This is a genomic window from Haloterrigena sp. H1 (assembly GCF_005938085.1).
GTDB lineage: Archaea > Halobacteriota > Halobacteria > Halobacteriales > Natrialbaceae > Natrinema.
The window spans coordinates 2,549,599-2,565,269 of sequence record NZ_SMZK01000001.1 but is presented as its reverse complement, the minus strand read 5'-3'; the positions used below and the strand labels follow the sequence as shown (position 1 = coordinate 2,565,269).

At 61.3% G+C, this 15,671-nt stretch carries 14 protein-coding genes, 1 tRNA gene and 3 rRNA genes; 10 read left to right on the top strand and 8 right to left on the bottom strand.

What is annotated here, in order from left to right:
- Positions 1–78 precede the first annotated feature (78 nt).
- Positions 79–444: a hypothetical protein gene (locus E2L06_RS12865; RefSeq protein ID WP_138782019.1), complete on the bottom strand. Its 366-nt coding sequence runs from the start codon at positions 442–444 to the stop codon at positions 79–81.
- 352 nt (positions 445–796) lie between these two features.
- Between E2L06_RS12865 and E2L06_RS12860 the strand changes: the two genes are divergently transcribed.
- From E2L06_RS12860 to rrf, 7 genes are all read left to right on the top strand, one after another.
- Complete coding sequence (locus tag E2L06_RS12860) at positions 797–1,441, top strand: ribonuclease H (RefSeq protein ID WP_138782018.1); 645 nt, start codon at positions 797–799, stop codon at positions 1,439–1,441.
- An 82-nt stretch (positions 1,442–1,523) separates the two neighbouring features.
- Positions 1,524–1,982, top strand: a complete 459-nt coding sequence (locus tag E2L06_RS12855; RefSeq protein ID WP_138782017.1) for a DUF2240 family protein — start codon at positions 1,524–1,526, stop codon at positions 1,980–1,982.
- Between the two features lie 23 nt (positions 1,983–2,005).
- Positions 2,006–2,398 carry a hypothetical protein gene (locus E2L06_RS12850; protein ID WP_138782016.1) on the top strand — a complete coding sequence of 131 codons (393 nt, stop codon included), beginning with the start codon at positions 2,006–2,008 and terminating at the stop codon, positions 2,396–2,398.
- 668 nt (positions 2,399–3,066) lie between these two features.
- A 16S ribosomal RNA gene (locus E2L06_RS12845) occupies positions 3,067–4,540 on the top strand.
- A gap of 138 nt (positions 4,541–4,678) precedes the next feature.
- A tRNA-Ala gene (locus E2L06_RS12840) sits at positions 4,679–4,750 on the top strand.
- A 225-nt stretch (positions 4,751–4,975) separates the two neighbouring features.
- Positions 4,976–7,894 (top strand): 23S ribosomal RNA (locus tag E2L06_RS12835).
- Positions 7,895–8,023: 129 nt separating this feature from the next.
- A 5S ribosomal RNA gene (rrf, locus tag E2L06_RS12830) occupies positions 8,024–8,145 on the top strand.
- Together the 16S, 23S and 5S rRNA genes with 1 tRNA gene alongside form the textbook arrangement of a ribosomal RNA operon.
- Before the next feature lie 221 nt (positions 8,146–8,366).
- Here rrf and E2L06_RS12825 read toward each other — a convergent pair.
- From E2L06_RS12825 to E2L06_RS12805, 5 genes are all read right to left on the bottom strand, one after another.
- Positions 8,367–9,026, bottom strand: coding sequence for an HAD family hydrolase (locus tag E2L06_RS12825; RefSeq protein ID WP_138782015.1), 660 nt, complete (start codon positions 9,024–9,026; stop codon positions 8,367–8,369).
- Positions 9,027–9,080: 54 nt separating this feature from the next.
- Positions 9,081–10,376, bottom strand: coding sequence for a cation:proton antiporter (locus tag E2L06_RS12820; RefSeq protein ID WP_138782014.1), 1,296 nt, complete (start codon positions 10,374–10,376; stop codon positions 9,081–9,083).
- A gap of 34 nt (positions 10,377–10,410) precedes the next feature.
- Complete coding sequence (locus tag E2L06_RS12815; RefSeq protein ID WP_138782013.1) at positions 10,411–10,905, bottom strand: cation:proton antiporter regulatory subunit; 495 nt, start codon at positions 10,903–10,905, stop codon at positions 10,411–10,413.
- Positions 10,906–10,990: 85 nt separating this feature from the next.
- Positions 10,991–11,359: a methylglyoxal synthase gene (locus E2L06_RS12810; RefSeq protein WP_138782012.1), complete on the bottom strand. Its 369-nt coding sequence runs from the start codon at positions 11,357–11,359 to the stop codon at positions 10,991–10,993.
- A gap of 115 nt (positions 11,360–11,474) precedes the next feature.
- Entirely contained in the window at positions 11,475–12,176 is a 702-nt protein-coding gene (locus E2L06_RS12805; protein ID WP_138782010.1) for an SDR family NAD(P)-dependent oxidoreductase, read from the bottom strand.
- 197 nt (positions 12,177–12,373) lie between these two features.
- Between E2L06_RS12805 and E2L06_RS12800 the strand changes: the two genes are divergently transcribed.
- Together E2L06_RS12800 and E2L06_RS12795 are read left to right on the top strand one after the other, a co-directional pair.
- The gene (locus E2L06_RS12800; protein ID WP_138782008.1) at positions 12,374–13,465 is read left to right on the top strand and encodes an AI-2E family transporter; all 1,092 of its coding nucleotides are present in this window, start codon (positions 12,374–12,376) and stop codon (positions 13,463–13,465) included.
- A 98-nt stretch (positions 13,466–13,563) separates the two neighbouring features.
- Positions 13,564–13,983: a VOC family protein gene (locus tag E2L06_RS12795; RefSeq protein ID WP_138782006.1), complete on the top strand. Its 420-nt coding sequence runs from the start codon at positions 13,564–13,566 to the stop codon at positions 13,981–13,983.
- Between the two features lie 120 nt (positions 13,984–14,103).
- Here E2L06_RS12795 and E2L06_RS12790 read toward each other — a convergent pair whose 3' ends face one another.
- Positions 14,104–14,370, bottom strand: a complete 267-nt coding sequence (locus E2L06_RS12790; protein ID WP_138782005.1) for a hypothetical protein — start codon at positions 14,368–14,370, stop codon at positions 14,104–14,106.
- A gap of 169 nt (positions 14,371–14,539) precedes the next feature.
- Between E2L06_RS12790 and pyrF the strand changes: the two genes are divergently transcribed.
- Positions 14,540–15,343 carry an orotidine-5'-phosphate decarboxylase gene (gene pyrF / locus E2L06_RS12785; protein WP_138782003.1) on the top strand — a complete coding sequence of 268 codons (804 nt, stop codon included), beginning with the start codon at positions 14,540–14,542 and terminating at the stop codon, positions 15,341–15,343.
- A gap of 48 nt (positions 15,344–15,391) precedes the next feature.
- On the opposite strand, the gene E2L06_RS21935 is transcribed toward pyrF, so the two are convergent.
- On the bottom strand, positions 15,392–15,568 hold the full coding sequence (locus tag E2L06_RS21935; protein WP_171052365.1) for a hypothetical protein: 177 nt from the start codon (positions 15,566–15,568) through the stop codon (positions 15,392–15,394).
- Positions 15,569–15,671 lie beyond the last annotated feature (103 nt).

The following is a 15,671-nucleotide window of genomic DNA, read 5'->3' as shown; positions in this document are numbered from 1 at the left end:
CAAGGGCGATACGGCTCTGGCAGCGCCAGGCCGGTCAGCACGACTGCCGTCCGGCAGTGGCGACCGCGGCTTGCCGTCTCAGAGCGGCGGCCGTTCGCGAATCTCGGGGTCGTCTTCGGTCGTCCGGAACTGCTCGAGTAGGGGCTTGATGTCGTCGAACCCCTCCGCCAGGACGATGTCACCGCTTCGGAGGTCGTACTCGATGATGCCGTAATCCGCGAGCCGCGGCAGGTGGTTGTGGACGAGCGAGACGTAGACGCGCTGTCTGGTCTCCTTGTCGAGCGCGTGGGCGCTGACGTCCAGTTCTAAGGCCGCGATCTGGGTGACGAGGTCCTCGAGGTTGGCGGTCCGGTTGTCCGCGAGCTCGTAGAGCAGTAACCGCCGCTCGGACTCGGCGAGCAGGGAACAGGCCGCTTCCATCCGGCTGGCGTTCGTCGGGCTCATACCCTTTCCAGACACCCAGTGGTATTACACCTGCTGCCAACACAGATTGGGTCCCGATCGACCGACCTCATCGATCGAATTCGGTATCCGTCGAACGTGGCTGTTTTGGCGCCTGTCGGAGCCAGTGATGCCAACATAGTTAGTACAAACGACTGTTCATGCTGGGGGTCTGTATGACTGTGGTCACTACTGACAGCCACTACACATCCGATCGCCGACGGCCCTGCGATCGGTTGTGAACCGTTTGGTACGAGAGCTCACTCCGGAGTCGACTAGAGGTCTCCCGAGACGTACTGTGTCATGTGTTATCTCGGACGACATAACTAAGTGGCGGACCGACATACTCGTTTGTATGGCCGCTCACGGCCGGTCCGCACTGCGGGACCTGTTCGACGAGTCGCCCACACCTCACATCGCCCATCCCCCGCGGACCCACCACCGTGATTTCTACGTCGCTACCGACGGGTCCTTCCGGGAGTCGGGCGGTGGGCTGGGCGCCGTTATCGAAACGCGCGACGGCACCCGCGTCGCACGCGTCGCGACGACGGACACGCCGCCGGACAACAACGTCGCCGAGTATCGGGCACTGCACCTCGGGCTCGACGTGCTCGCCGCGCGAGCGCCACAGGACGCCGCCGTCGGCGTCCTCATCGACCACGACGCGCTCGCCAGCAACGTCAACAACGCCATCCTCGCGGCCCAACACCCCGACGGGAAATCTCCCCGCCCGATCTCCGTCCCAGCCGCGACCCGGTATCACTGGCGGGGCATTCAGGCCCGCCTCTGTGGGTTCGACGAGGTTCGAGCCGCTCGAATCGACAGCGATCAAAACCCTGCCCACTCCCTTGCAAACGCACCGGAGCAGTACCGACACGTCAACCGGAACGCCGACCGGTGTGTCCTCCCCGAGACGCCCGAGCCGACGGCTCCTGCCGAGTTCCCGCCACCGTCTCGAGCCGACCGCAACGGCACCGGCGGCGGTCGTGCCTCGGACTGAGCACCCGATAGCAGCCGTATTCGGCGACGAGGGCCGGCCCGAACCGTCATCGTTTTCTCACCGCTCGAGCAACTCCTCCCCGATGAGTCTCCGCGTCGCGGTCGCCGCCCCGTTCATCCAGCACGGCACGCGTCGCCTCAAGGAAAACGAGTTCGTCGTCGCACTCTCGCTCGACCGGGACTGGTTTTCTCCCGACCAATCGAAGCGATTGATCGACGTCGCCACCAAAGAAGGGCTGCTCGAGCGAACCGACGCCGGCCTCGACGTGACCTTCGATCCTGCCGAGGTGACGGTGCCCGAGGAGTTCACGCCCGATGAGGATCTCCTCCAGGAGCGGTCGGCGTTCGAACGCGTTCTCGACTCGCTGGTCGCCGAGGGGATGGAAAAACACGAGGCTGTCGGCGCGATCAACTCCCTGCAGGGGGAGCTCGGCCTCACGATCGAGGCTGCGGCGGTCGTCTACGCCCGCCGCGAGGGGTTCGCGGTCGACGACCTCGTTCCGATCGCCCGTACGGCCGTCCGCGACACCGAAGACAGTTAGTCCCGACGGCCTGAGCCACGCGTATGGTCGAGGATCGGATCACCGATGGGAGACGAATCGCCGAACTGCTCTCGAGCGAACTCGACGGCCGCGAGGATGGCGGCCTCGCAGCCGTTGCCGTGACAAATGCCGACCGCGATGTCGAGCCGACGGCCGACGGCGCGCGCGCCTACGACGTCACCCGCGGCGACGACCGCCTCGCGCGCGTACTCGTCCACGACGACCGGGCACACCTCGAGTTCGAAACAGCACAAGACATCGCAGCCGAGACTGCGTCGGACGCTGACCTCCGGGTGCGACCGAAGGCGACGACACCGCCGCGCACGCTCGTCTTCGTCGAGAGCGGCGCGGACGTTAAGCGTGCCACGGACGTGATACAGGCCGTGAGCCGTCGGCTCGAGGACGAAGACACGTAATTACAGTGGGAGCAGGGCGAAACCCCAGCGCTTCAGCGTGAATGAAGCCCGGAAGCGTGATTCGAATCTTGTCCAAAAATTGGATGGCAAGTCCGAGGCAAGCCCACCAACACCGCTGTCTCGGTCAGAGACCGTATTGGCTCGGCCCGAACCCCTGACCGGAGGACCTCTCCACGTGGGATGCCCGGCCGTACCGGGTGCTGGTCCATATCTAGCAGGACCCACGATGTCTGCTGTGGGAGCAGTCGGATCTCTCGAGGACACGGAAATATTGAGTTTCTAAGCATAACTGGCCTCGAGCTGATCATACTTTTGTTACAGTACGCGTGGTACTCACTCTCTTTGAAGTCTCGGTTCGTAGGCCTTAAGTAGCGGTCAGCGATTGTGATTATATACGAAGAAGCAGGCGGCGTGAATGACACGCGCCGTCGGCTCGGACGATTCAGGTCCGAAGGGGTTATGTACCCCTGATGGCCTACGAATACGTCCGACGAAAATGAGGATTCCACCCCTGCGGTCCGCCGTACAGATGGGATCTGATGTTAGCCTTGGTAGTTCGGTGACGCCCGATCGGTCGTTCGATCTGCGTCAGCGAACGTGTGGACCCATGTGTGAGTGTATTTACATTCACCGCCAACTCCCCCAGCTTCGCTGGGGAAGAGCATTACATTCCGGTTGATCCTGCCGGAGGTCATTGCTATTGGAGTCCGATTTAGCCATGCTAGTTGTACGAGTTTAGACTCGTAGCAGATAGCTCAGTAACACGTGGCCAAACTACCCTATGGATCCGGACAACCTCGGGAAACTGAGGCTAATCCGGAATACGACTCTCAGCCTGGAAGTGGCGAGAGTCAGAAACGCCCCGGCGCCATAGGATGTGGCTGCGGCCGATTAGGTAGACGGTGGGGTAACGGCCCACCGTGCCCATAATCGGTACGGGTTGTGAGAGCAAGAGCCCGGAGACGGTATCTGAGACAAGATACCGGGCCCTACGGGGCGCAGCAGGCGCGAAACCTTTACACTGCACGAAAGTGCGATAAGGGGACTCCAGGTGCGAGGGCATATAGTCCTCGCTTTTGTGTACCGTAAGGAGGTACACGAATAAGTGCTGGGCAAGACCGGTGCCAGCCGCCGCGGTAATACCGGCAGCACGAGTGATGACCGCTCTTATTGGGCCTAAAGCGTCCGTAGCTGGCCACGCAAGTCTATCGGGAAATCCGCGCGCTCAACGCGCGGGCGTCCGGTGGAAACTGTATGGCTTGGGACCGGAAGATCCAGAGGGTACGTCCGGGGTAGGAGTGAAATCCCGTAATCCTGGACGGACCACCGGTGGCGAAAGCGCTCTGGAAAGACGGATCCGACGGTGAGGGACGAAAGCTCGGGTCACGAACCGGATTAGATACCCGGGTAGTCCGAGCTGTAAACGATGTCTGCTAGGTATGCCACAGGCTACGAGCCTGTGGTGTGCCGTAGGGAAGCCGTGAAGCAGACCGCCTGGGAAGTACGTCCGCAAGGATGAAACTTAAAGGAATTGGCGGGGGAGCACTACAACCGGAGGAGCCTGCGGTTTAATTGGACTCAACGCCGGACATCTCACCAGCATCGACAATGTGCAGTGAACGTCAGGTTGATGACCTTACTGGAGCCATTGAGAGGAGGTGCATGGCCGCCGTCAGCTCGTACCGTGAGGCGTCCTGTTAAGTCAGGCAACGAGCGAGACCCGCACTCCTAATTGCCAGCAACACCCTTGTGGTGGTTGGGTACATTAGGAGGACTGCCAGTGCCAAACTGGAGGAAGGAACGGGCAACGGTAGGTCAGTATGCCCCGAATGTGCTGGGCGACACGCGGGCTACAATGGCCACGACAGTGGGATGCAACCCCGAAAGGGGGCGCTAATCTCCGAAACGTGGTCGTAGTTCGGATTGAGGGCTGAAACTCGCCCTCATGAAGCTGGATTCGGTAGTAATCGCGCCTCAGAAGGGCGCGGTGAATACGTCCCTGCTCCTTGCACACACCGCCCGTCAAAGCACCCGAGTGGGGTCCGGATGAGGCCTCGATTCCGAGGTCGAATCTGGGCTCCGCAAGGGGGCTTAAGTCGTAACAAGGTAGCCGTAGGGGAATCTGCGGCTGGATCACCTCCACAGACCGGGACCAGGCCGTCGCGCCTGGCCCACCTTAGCGGTTTTCCGCACGTTCGATCGACCACCGAGTGGCCGATCGGGCACCTTAGAACTACCAAGGCTAACACAATCTCTGTCCACCCGATTGTGGGTGGACGTGGGCCCATAGCTCAGTGGGAGAGTGCCTCCTTTGCAAGGAGGATGCCCAGGGTTCGAATCCCTGTGGGTCCATGCTTCGTACTCGATCGACGAAACCGTGCCCTTAAGTGGGAGACGGAACTTCGATTGAGTACGACCGAACCGATGCACCAGCCCGCGCAAGTGTGGCTGGGAAGGGTTAATGCAGGCCAGCTGTCTACTGGCGTGCAGATGAGACCGTGTGTACGTGTAGTCCAGGCGTCCACTGGACCCGTTCCCGGGTCACGATGTTGCGACTTTGTCGCAACGCCGATCCGATGAACGTGGCTACTGTGCCAGCTGGTGGATCGCTCGGCTTGAGAGCTGAAGAAGGACGTGCCAAGCTGCGATAAGCCTGAGGGAGCCGCACGGAGGCGAAGAACTCAGGATTTCCGAATGGGAATCCCCACCGCAATTGCTTCGCGCAATGGGGAACGTCGAGAATTGAAACATCTTAGTATCGACAGGAAAAGAAAGCAAACGCGATGTCGTTAGTAATGGCGAATGAACGCGATACAGTCCAAACCGAAGCCGTCAGGCAATGTGGTGTTCGGACTGACGATCACTTCCCGAACGTCGACACGAAGTCTCTTGGAACAGAGCACGAAACAGGGTGACAGTCCCGTATTGTCGACAAGTACGGAACGAGTCAGCTCCAGAGTATCGGGGGTTGGATATCCCTCGTGAAGATCGCGGGCATCGACCGCGAAGACTAAACACTCCTCAAGACCGATAGCGAACAAGTAGCGTGAGCGAACGCTGAAAAGCACCCCACGAAGGGAGGTGCAATAGGGCGTGAAATCAGTTGGCGATGGAGCGACAGGGCACACAAGGTCCCGGACATAATGAATCAGGTGCGAACCTGTAGTAAGCAGTTTGGGAAGCCGGTGTTCTGTCGTACGTTTTGAAAAACGAACCAGGGAGTGTGCCTGTTTGACGAGTCTAACCCGATCATCGGGGAAGGCGCAGGGAAACCGATATGGTCGCAGTGCTTTGCACCAGGACCACCGTGTTCAAGCGCGGGGAGTCAAACGGGCACGACCCGAAACCGGACGATCTAGGCGTGGACAAGGTGAAGCGTGCCGAAAGGCACGTGGAGGCCTGTTAGAGTTGGTGTCCTACAATACCCTCTCGTGATCTACGTCTAGGGGTGAAAGGCCCATCGAGTCCGGAAACAGCTGGTTCCAACCGAAAGATGTCGAAGCATCACCTCTGCCGAGGTAGTTCGTGGGGTAGAGCGACGGATTGGGGGACCGCACTCCGAGAGGAGTGCGCCCCCCTGTCCAACTCCGAACCTACGAACGCCGTTCGACGCAGGGAGTCCGGTGCACGGGGTAAGCCTGTGTACCGTGAGGGAGACAACCCAGAGCTGGGTTAAGGTCCCCAAGTGTGGATTAAGTGCGATCGAAGGTGGTCTCAAGCCCTAGACAGCCGGGAGGTGAGCTTAGAAGCAGCTACCCTCTAAGAAAAGCGTAACAGCTTACCGGCCGAGGTTTGAGGCGCCCAAAATGATCGGGGCTCAAATCCACCACCGAGACCTAGCGGCGTGTGTCACAACACGATCCCGTAGGTTGGCGTTCTGTTCGGGTGGAAGCACGGAAGAGATTTCGTGTGGACCGTTCAGTAACGAAAATCCTGGTCATAGTAGCAGCGTTAGTCGGGTTAGAACCCCGACGGCCGAACGAGTAAGGGTTCCTCAGCAATGCTGATCAGCTGAGGGTTAGCCGGTCCTAAGTCAGCCCGTAAGTCGAAGCTGACAACAGGGAAATAGGTTAATATTCCTATGCCAGTGTGCACTCAAAGCCGACGCTTTGGGGCCGCCTGAGCCGGGCTTTCGCCCGGTCGAACTGTCGAAGTTCGTGGAAGCCGTAATGGCACGAAGCGACCGAATGGCAGGATAGCGCAAGTCAGGTCAACCTAGAGCCCGTGAAAAGGCAAGCACACTGTCCGTACCGAGATCCGACACAGGTACTCGTGGCGGCGAAAGCCAAGGTCTGTCGGGAGCAACCGACGTTAGGGAATTCGGCAAGTTAGTCCCGTACGTTCGCAATAAGGGATGCCTGCCCCGCAATGGGGCAGGTCGCAGTGACTCGGGCGCTCCGACTGTCTAGTAACAACATAGGTGACCGCAAATCCGCAAGGACTCGTACGGTCACTGAATCCTGCCCAGTGCAGGTATCTGAACACCCCGTACAAGGGGACGAAGGACCTGTTAACGGCGGGGGTAACTATGACCCTCTTAAGGTAGCGTAGTACCTTGCCGCTTCAGTAGCGGCTTGCATGAATGGATCAACGAGAGCGCCACTGTCCCAACGTTGGGCCCGGTGAACTGTACGTTCCAGTGCGGAGTCTGGAGACCCCCAAGGGGAAGCGAAGACCCTATAGAGCTTTACTGCAGGCTGTCACTGAGACGTGGTCGCCATTGTGCAGCATAGGTAGGAGGCGTTACACAGGTACCCGCGCTAGCGGGCCACCGAGCCAGCATTGAAATACTACCCGATGGTGACTGCGACTCTCACTCCTGGCGGAGGACACTGGTAGCCGGGCAGTTTGACTGGGGCGGTACGCGCCTGAAAAGATATCGGGCGCGCCCCAAGATTTCCTCACCCGTGTCAGAGACGCGGGGAAGAGCGCAAGAGCATACGGAAGTCTGACAGTGTCCGGCACAACGACGGACGCTGACGCGAAAGCGTGGTCTAGCGAACCAATTAGGCTGCTTGATGCGGCCAATTGCTGACAGAAAAGCTACCTTAGGGATAACAGAGTCGTCACCCGCAAGAGCACATATCGACCGGGTGGCTTGCTACCTCGATGTCGGTTCCCTCCATCCTGCCCGTGCAGAAGCGGGCAAGGGTGAGGTTGTTCGCCTATTAAAGGAGGTCGTGAGCTGGGTTTAGACCGTCGTGAGACAGGTCGGCTGCTATCTATTGGGGGTGTTACGGTATCTGACGGGAACGTTCGTATAGTACGAGAGGAACTACGAATGGGTGCCACTCGTGTACCGGCTGTCCGAAAGGGCACGTGCCGGGCAGCGACGCACCACGGGGTAAGAGCTGAACGCATCTAAGCTCGAAACCCACCTGAAAAAGAGATACCACCGAGGCCACTCGTAGAAGACGAGATCGATAGACTCGGGATGTACGCACCAAGGCAACGAGGTGTTGAGTCCGCGAGCACTAACCGGCCAAGCCACACACTCATACTACAATCGCATTGGATCCGTGACGCGCGAACGGGTCCGGACGCAAACTGGACTACACGTATACTACGGTCTTGGACACACCACCGATATTGGAATGACGGCGGTTCGATTCCGCTGGTCGGCGTTACGGCGGCCACAGCGGCGGGGTTCCTCCCGTACCCATCCCGAACACGGAAGATAAGCCCGCCTGCGTTACGGTGAGTACTGGAGTGGGCGACCCTCTGGGAAACTCGTTTCGCCGCCTCCACTCATACTCGATACTTTCACCCCCACAGAGCAACTGCGTTTACAGGAGCTGTGTGGGGTTTTCTGAATCTAATACTCGACCACTGCATAGGATAGTGCCGACATGTTCAGCGACCGATCAAGTCGACCAATCAGGATTGCATGGTCGCCCCAAATCAGTACGCTACCCCTATATCAACAGCGAAAGCTGCGTCAGCGCCACGCTCAATCAGAGATCATATCTCACTCGAGGCTCGCGACGAGGTCCGGAATCGCCGTTGCAATCTCGCGCTGTTCGACATGCGCAACAGCACGTGGGTCCGGTTCAGGGCCGTCCTCGAGCAGTACCTGCACTGCGGCCAGCCCAGCCTCGGTCGCGCCCCGGATGTCAGCCTCGATTTCGTCGCCAATGTAGACTGCCTCGGCGGGCGCAACGTTCAGTTCGTCGGTGATCGCCTCGAATGCACGGGGATCAGGTTTCCCAGCCTCGAGTTCGCCGGTGACGAGCGCAGCGTCGAAGGCCCCCTCCCAGCCCAGTGTCTCGATCTTGTCTCGCTGGGCGCGGACGGGGCCGTTCGTCAGGAGTCCGACCTGATAGTCACCGCGCAGGTCGGCGAGCATGGCTTCGACGCCCGGCAGCGGCTCGAGGGCGTCGGCGATCGTCTTGCGGTATGCTGTCGCGACGGCGGCCGGGTCGGCGTCGCTGTCGGTGCCCTCGAGCAGGTCGGCAAAGATCGGTTCGCGCGTCTCAGTGGTGAGGTTCCGTCGATGGGCCGCGAGATATGCCTCGCGCGATAGCGACGGCGCACCGGTAATGGTCGTGGCCTCTTCGAGGATGGTCGCCCGATCGCGCTGGGGAACAGCGAGCGTGTAATCGAGATCGAAGACGACCGCCTGTGGCATAGCCATGAGAGGGGGCTCGAGCCCGTTGAAGCTTTCCGTTCTGCCGGGTCGACGTCAGTCGTCGCTCGTTCGGCTAGTCCGGCTGCGTCCCCGCTCGAGTGCGGAGACAAAGACGGGTTCGAGTCGGCTCGAGTGCTGCATGAGCGACGTCCCGAGGACGCTCATGACGAGGACGTAGCCGACGGCGACGGCGTAGATCGTCTCCGCCGTCTCGGTTGGCAGTCCGCTGCCAGCGCCGGTGAGCGCGACGCTCGCGATGATTAGCGAGAACTCGCCGCGCGTGGCCATGCCGAACCCGACGCGCAGCGAGCGGCGGTCGTCGAGGTCGTAGATCCGCCCGCCGAGGTAGCCACTGACGAGCTTCGGCGGCGTCGTCACGATCACGGCGGCGACGATAATCGCGACGACCGAGAGCGTAAACAGCCCCGGATCGGTGACGAGCCCGATCCAGAAGAAAAAGATCGCCGCGAAGGCGTCCCGGAGGGGCTCAAGCAACCGTTCGAGGTCGTGGACGTGATCGGTCCCGGAGAAAGCCATGCCGACGAAGAAGGCAGCGACGGCCTCGCTGACGCCCAGCGCGAGCGCGATGCCGGCAACGAGGATCGTAACGCCCAGCGCCCGGACGACGACGAACTCGTTGGTGTCGGCATCGAGAAAGCGCTGGAAGAAGTCGGTCCCGTACGTGACGAGCGCGAGCAACGCGAGGATGACGGCGATCGCGATCCCGATCTGGCCCGCCGCCGCACCGAGGTCGCCCCCGCCGAGGACGAGCGCGGAGACGATTGCCAGGTAGACGGCGATAAACAGGTCCTCGTAGACGAGCGTCCCTAGCATCGGTTCGGACTCGGCGTTTGCGATCCACCCCAGGTCGAGCAGCGACTTCGTGATGATGGCGCTCGAGGAGATGTAGACGACGCCGGCGAACAGGACGGCCGCAAGGACATCGCCGAAGACCAAATAGCCGAACAGTAGTCCGATCCCGAAGTTGAGAGCGAGATCTACCGTCCCCGCCTTGCCGATCCGATCCTTGCTCGCGAGCAGCCGTTCCAGATTAAACTCCAGTCCCAGAAAGAACAACAGGAGGACGATCCCGAGTTCCGCGCCGACGACGACGAAGTCCGTATCGCCGAGTGCGACCCCGCCGAGTGTTGCTAGAAGATCGACGCCGCCGACGGCAACCTCGCTGCCGGCGAGGTCAGAGAGTTCGCCGAGGACGTTCGGTCCCAGTACCATTCCGGTGATAATGTACAATGGAATGACGGACTGATTGATTCGATTCGCGACGACGCCAGCGAGTGCGACCGCGGCAAAGAGTATTCCCACGTCGACGAGTGCCGTCTCAGTTGCCACTCGCGGTCACCTCGAACGGAGACATTCGTTCAGATCACTCCTCGAGTCCGTCGCCGAGCAGGTCTTCGAACCGGGCACAGTCCTCGCTGTCGCCGATGACGACTACCGTGTCACCGGTCTCGAGGACCGTCTCCGGCGTCGGCGGTGAGACCAGCTCGTCACCGCGCTGGATGGCGACGATCGAGACGCCTGTTCGATCGCGGATGTTCGCTTCGGCGAGGCTCTGACCGGCGATCTCAGCCGACGCCGTGACGGTGTACCACTCGAGGTAGGTCTCGTCGGAGAGCATCGTCTCGACTGCCTCGGCCTCGACTGGCTGGAAGTATGCCCCCTCCAGAATCGTACCGATCTTTCGGGCGAGCCGATCCGAGACTTCGAACAGCTTGTCACCGTCGGCGTCCGCGTTCGGTTTCAGGAACACCTCTCGTTTCCCCGTGTTGTGGGTCACGATGACGAGCCGGGAGTCGTCCTCGAGTTCGACCTCGAATTTCTTCCCGACACCGGGGAGGTCGCTCTCGTAGATGGTCATACAACAACGAGTGGACCGCGCGCCAATAAATGGCATGACCCGTTCACTCTGTCGGACGTGGCCTTTCCTGGAGGTCAGTCAGTCGCTACTCGGCCAATCCCTCGATGAGAAACGTCGCGGAGGCGAGATTCGTCGCCAGTGCCGTATCTCGCACGTCACAGATCCGCAACAGCGCCGAGATATCCGGCTCGTGGGGCTGGGCTCGCAACGGATCGCGAAGGAAGACGACGCCATCGAGGTCCCCCGCTGCGACTTCGGCGCCGATCATCAGGTCGCCGCCGTGGGGGCCGGACTCCATGCGCTCGACCCCGAGGTCGGTCTCCTCGCGCAGCCGCTTTCCCGTCGTTCCCGTCGCGATCAGGTCGTACTCCCGAAGTTGTGACTCGTGGGTCTGTGCAAACTCGATGAGGTCCGGCTTCTTCCGATCGTGGGCGATCAGCGCGATGCGCGTCATATCGGTCCATCAACCCCGTGGAGAATAAACGAACCGCTGGTTCCAGCGAGAGACACTGGCTCGTTCGGATCAGTTCGAGCGGTCTTTCCCATCGGAGACGGACACTTCGTGGTGGTCAGAACTCCTCGACGTGTGGCCGGAGATCGAGCTCGAGCGTCCACGCCGACCGATCTTGCGTGACCAGCTGCCAGTACGAGTCGGCGATCGCGTCCGGATCGAGGAACTCGGCCCTATCCCGATCCGGCTGTGTCTCACGACGCTGCGGGGGCTCGATCTGGCCGTCGATCACGACATGGGCGACGTGGATCCCCTCGGGACCGAGCTCGCGGGCCATCGATTCGGCCATCCCACGGGCGGCGAACTTGGCCGCGCTGAAGCCGAGCGCGCCGCCGCGACCGCGAACCGCCGAGGTTGCGCCGGTGAAGATGATCGTTCCACCATCGTCGGCGAGCATGTCATCGACGGCCTCCTGTGAGCACAACAACCCTCCCTGTGCTGAGACGCGCAACGTTTGTTCGAACTCGTCCGGCGAGATGTCCTGGAGTCCCTTCCAGGTGCCGCCACTCGCGTTATTGACGAGCACGTCGACGGGGCCGAACGCGTCGCGAACCTCGCGAAACCCCGCTTCGACGGCTTCGGGATCGGTGATATCGGTCGGGACGGCGAGCGCGTCGTCACCGAGGTCTGCTGCGAGTTCCTCGAGGAAGTCCGCCGACCGGGCGAACAGCCCGACCTGACACCCTTCGGTGACGAATTTTTTGGCGATCGATGCGCCGAGTCCGGGACCGACGCCGGCGATGACGGCAGTTCGTGCCATGATGTGGTCGACGGTGGCACAGTACAAAACCGTGGTCGTGACCTTCTCGAATCCGATCGAAGCAGACGGATGAGTGGCGGCAGTCTCGATACTGGACGCCAGCGTGACCGTCAATCTGACGTGACAGTCTCGGAGCGAGCACACCGCATTGGTGTTCAAGACGGGCACTTTTGCTACCCAATCCCGTGAAATTGAGCATGGGTGTTTTTCGCGGCCGTGACGGCAAGCGCCTCGTCTGGACCATACTGGGGCTGATCATCGCGGCGCTGATCGGACTTGCCCTCTTCCGGTACGTCGGGACACTACTCTTTGCGATCTTCGTCTACTACGCAACGCGGCCACTCTACCGCTGGCTCGACCGCTACATCGACCACCCGAACGTGACGACAACGATTACGATCCTGTTCGTCATCATCCCGATGGTGGCCATCATCGGCTATGCAGGCATCGTTGCGCTCAGGGAACTCGATCAGTTTCTCGCCGCGAGCAACCTCGAGGCGTATCGGGCGCGCTTCCAGCCGTACCTTCGATTAGCCCATCAGGGAAACATCGAGCAACTGCTCGAGTCGTTCAGGTCTGGCACTGGTAGCTCGATTACGGAGGTACTCCGCCAGGGCCTCCCGAGTGCCGTCCAGCAGGTGGCGTCGATCGCCGGCTTCGTCTTTTCGGTCCTCGCCCGGCTCTTCCTCATGCTCACGATCCTCTTTTATCTCCTGCGAGACGATCACCGATTACGGCAGTGGTTCTACGACAGCATCGACCACGAGCAGCGGATCGTCGACTACGCAAACGATGTCGATGACGACCTCGAGACGGTCTTCGTCGGTAACCTCGCAGTCATCCTGGTGGCGGCGATCGTCGCCGTCGCCACGTACTACGGTCTCAACTTCCTCGCCTCGGGCGGGCCCGTCGTTGGAACACCAGTGTTGCTTTCCCTGCTTATCGGGATCGGGACGCTGATCCCGGCCGTCGGAATGAAGATCGTCTACGTCCCGTACGGCCTGCTCTTGCTGGGGCTCGCGGTGACGACACCGACGCCGCTTTGGCACCCGATCGCGTTTTTGATCCTTACGTTCGTCGTCGTCGATACCGTCCCCGACTTCTTCGCCCGGTCGCTCCTGTCCGCCCGCAGTGGGATCCACATGGGGTTGGTCCTGCTGGGATACTTCCTCGGAACGCTCGCGTTCGGCTGGTATGGCCTGTTTCTCGGTCCGATCGTCGTCGTTCTCGCGACCCACTTCGCCGACAAGATCTTTCCCGACCTCATGGACGATCTGTTTGCGAACTGACCTCAAAACGTCCGCGGCCGGCGCTCGAACCACAGAGAACACACGGCGTCGTCGCGCAGACGAACGTTTTTCGTCGGTGCAGCGTCGATTCACGACGGATGACCGAACTCAGCGCACACCACGTCGGTATCACTGTCACCGATCTCGAGGAGACACTCGCGTTCTACCGGGACGTGCTCGACCTCCCAGTTGCAACTCGGTTCAGCGTCGGCGGCGAGGCGTTTTCCGACGCGGTCGGGGTTGAGGGTGCAAGCGCCGACTTCGCCCACCTCGAGGCCGACGGCGTCCGGATCGAACTCGTCGAATACGACCCCGAGGCGCGGAGTTCGCCGGCGGCGGGGCTCAATCAGCCGGGTGCGAAACACGTCGGCCTCTCGGTCGACGACCTCGAGTCGTTCGCTGCGTCACTTCCCGACGACGTGCCGACGATTAGTGAACCCCGGACAACAGAGAGCGGGACCACGATCATGTTCCTGCGGGACCCCGAGGGGAACCTGATCGAAATTCTTGAGGCCTGATACGGTCTGCTGTCACAATGTCCCGGTGCACCCGCAGTGCGGGTCGCGGGCGGGCCGGACCTGACTGACAGGAGTCCGTATGAGTCGAGCGAGAACACGTGGTCTGATCGAGCAGACGTGTCACGGCCCTCGACAGGCCAGCGTCGATCGCACTTCTTCGACATCGCCATCACACTGCGAACACCTGCGTTTTTCCGCGGCGATATAGACGATGCGACACCGCGAGCAGTGAAAGAGGTTCCCAGCTGACGTCGAGACGTTGGTTCCCGTTTCGCCGCCGTCTCGAGGTGTCTCGGTCTCCGTTGTATCTCGTTTGTTCAACAGTGCCGATCGGATCTGGTCGTGAAGACGGCGTGTGATCGTCGTCGCGTTCCGTCGGATTCCCATACCGTAGGCAACTAGAACACGAATGAAGTAGTTACTGTCAAAGATATTTGGATGCAGACCTGACGGACCTAGTCTCACTCGCATTGTGGCTGCGTCGCAGCGTCGGCGCGAGCCGATCGACTGGCCCGTGGATAGCAACCTTTTCGACCGTCCCGAGGCCAGTTCCGGCATGAACTTCTTCGACCGCTTGCACGACCGTATCCGAATGGTCGACAGCGTCGTCTCCGTCGGCCTCGATCCCGACCCGTCGCGCATCCCCGACCACCTCAACGAGTACGACCTCCCCCGATGGGCGTTCAACCGACGCATCATCGATGCGACTCACGAACACGCCGCCGTCTACAAACCCAACGCGGCCTTCTACGAAGATCCCGACGGCTGGCGCGCACTCGAGGAGACCATCGCCTACGCCCACGGCAAGGATGTGCCCGTCCTGCTGGACGCCAAGCGAGCCGACATCGGGAACACGACCCGGCAGTACGCCCAGATGCTCGAGAAAGTCGACGCGATCACCGTCAATCCCTACATGGGCCGGGACTCGCTGCAGCCGTTCCTGGCCGACGAGGAGTCCGGCGTCTTCGTCCTCTGCCGGACGTCGAACCCGGGCGGTGCCGACATTCAGGACCTCGAACTCGAGACGGGCGAGCCCGTCTACGAGCGCGTCGCGGCGCTGGCAGACCTCTGGGACGAAAACGACAACGTCGGACTCGTCGTCGGTGCGACCCAGCCCGAAGAACTCGAAGACCTCCGCGAGCAGGTTCCAGATCTCCCCTTCCTCGTCCCCGGCATCGGCGCACAGGGTGGCGATGCTGAGGCAGCCGTCGAGTACGGGCTGGCAGACGGCGTCGGGCTCGTCAACTCCTCGCGCGGGATCATCTTTGCGGGAGAGGATGACGGCGAGGACTTCGCCAGTGCCAGCGGTCAGGCCGCAAAGCGGCTCAAGAAGCGGCTCAATCAGTACCGCGATAGCTAGATCGCCGCTCTTCGCGTTTTCCACCGAGCCGGTCGGCTCGGTCGACGCTCAAAACCGGTTGATATCAACGTCGTCTCGCTGTCCCGGCTGAGCCTGCGCGGCGCAGTCGGCACACAGCCCCAGTTCGTCGTCGTAGTGAACGTCGCAGGCGAGCGTGCCGCAGTTTGGACATCGCTGCTGGGCGGGGCGCGATTCGCAGATCTGACAGAGACCGCTGACGCTCATAGCGTGGGGTACACGCTCGAGGGGCTTGAAAGCGCGCCCGGAACACACGCAATGTCGACTCCCCGCTCGGGAGCCCTACTGTGTCAGACTGTGGCAATCCACG

What these genes read in the sequence shown, in the direction of transcription:
- E2L06_RS12825 (WP_138782015.1), bottom strand. Translation starts at nt 9,026, where the DNA reads ATGCCACAGGCGGTCGTCTTCGATCTCGATTACACGCTCGCTGTTCCC.
- E2L06_RS12850 (WP_138782016.1), top strand. Translation starts at nt 2,006, where the DNA reads ATGGTCGAGGATCGGATCACCGATGGGAGACGAATCGCCGAACTGCTC.
- E2L06_RS12805 (WP_138782010.1), bottom strand. Translation starts at nt 12,176, where the DNA reads ATGGCACGAACTGCCGTCATCGCCGGCGTCGGTCCCGGACTCGGCGCA.
- E2L06_RS21935 (WP_171052365.1), bottom strand. Translation starts at nt 15,568, where the DNA reads ATGAGCGTCAGCGGTCTCTGTCAGATCTGCGAATCGCGCCCCGCCCAG.
- E2L06_RS12860 (WP_138782018.1), top strand. Translation starts at nt 797, where the DNA reads ATGGCCGCTCACGGCCGGTCCGCACTGCGGGACCTGTTCGACGAGTCG.
- pyrF (WP_138782003.1), top strand. Translation starts at nt 14,540, where the DNA reads ATGAACTTCTTCGACCGCTTGCACGACCGTATCCGAATGGTCGACAGC.
- E2L06_RS12795 (WP_138782006.1), top strand. Translation starts at nt 13,564, where the DNA reads ATGACCGAACTCAGCGCACACCACGTCGGTATCACTGTCACCGATCTC.
- E2L06_RS12810 (WP_138782012.1), bottom strand. Translation starts at nt 11,359, where the DNA reads ATGACGCGCATCGCGCTGATCGCCCACGATCGGAAGAAGCCGGACCTC.
- E2L06_RS12815 (WP_138782013.1), bottom strand. Translation starts at nt 10,905, where the DNA reads ATGACCATCTACGAGAGCGACCTCCCCGGTGTCGGGAAGAAATTCGAG.
- E2L06_RS12865 (WP_138782019.1), bottom strand. Translation starts at nt 444, where the DNA reads ATGAGCCCGACGAACGCCAGCCGGATGGAAGCGGCCTGTTCCCTGCTC.
- E2L06_RS12800 (WP_138782008.1), top strand. Translation starts at nt 12,374, where the DNA reads ATGGGTGTTTTTCGCGGCCGTGACGGCAAGCGCCTCGTCTGGACCATA.
- E2L06_RS12855 (WP_138782017.1), top strand. Translation starts at nt 1,524, where the DNA reads ATGAGTCTCCGCGTCGCGGTCGCCGCCCCGTTCATCCAGCACGGCACG.
- E2L06_RS12790 (WP_138782005.1), bottom strand. Translation starts at nt 14,370, where the DNA reads ATGGGAATCCGACGGAACGCGACGACGATCACACGCCGTCTTCACGAC.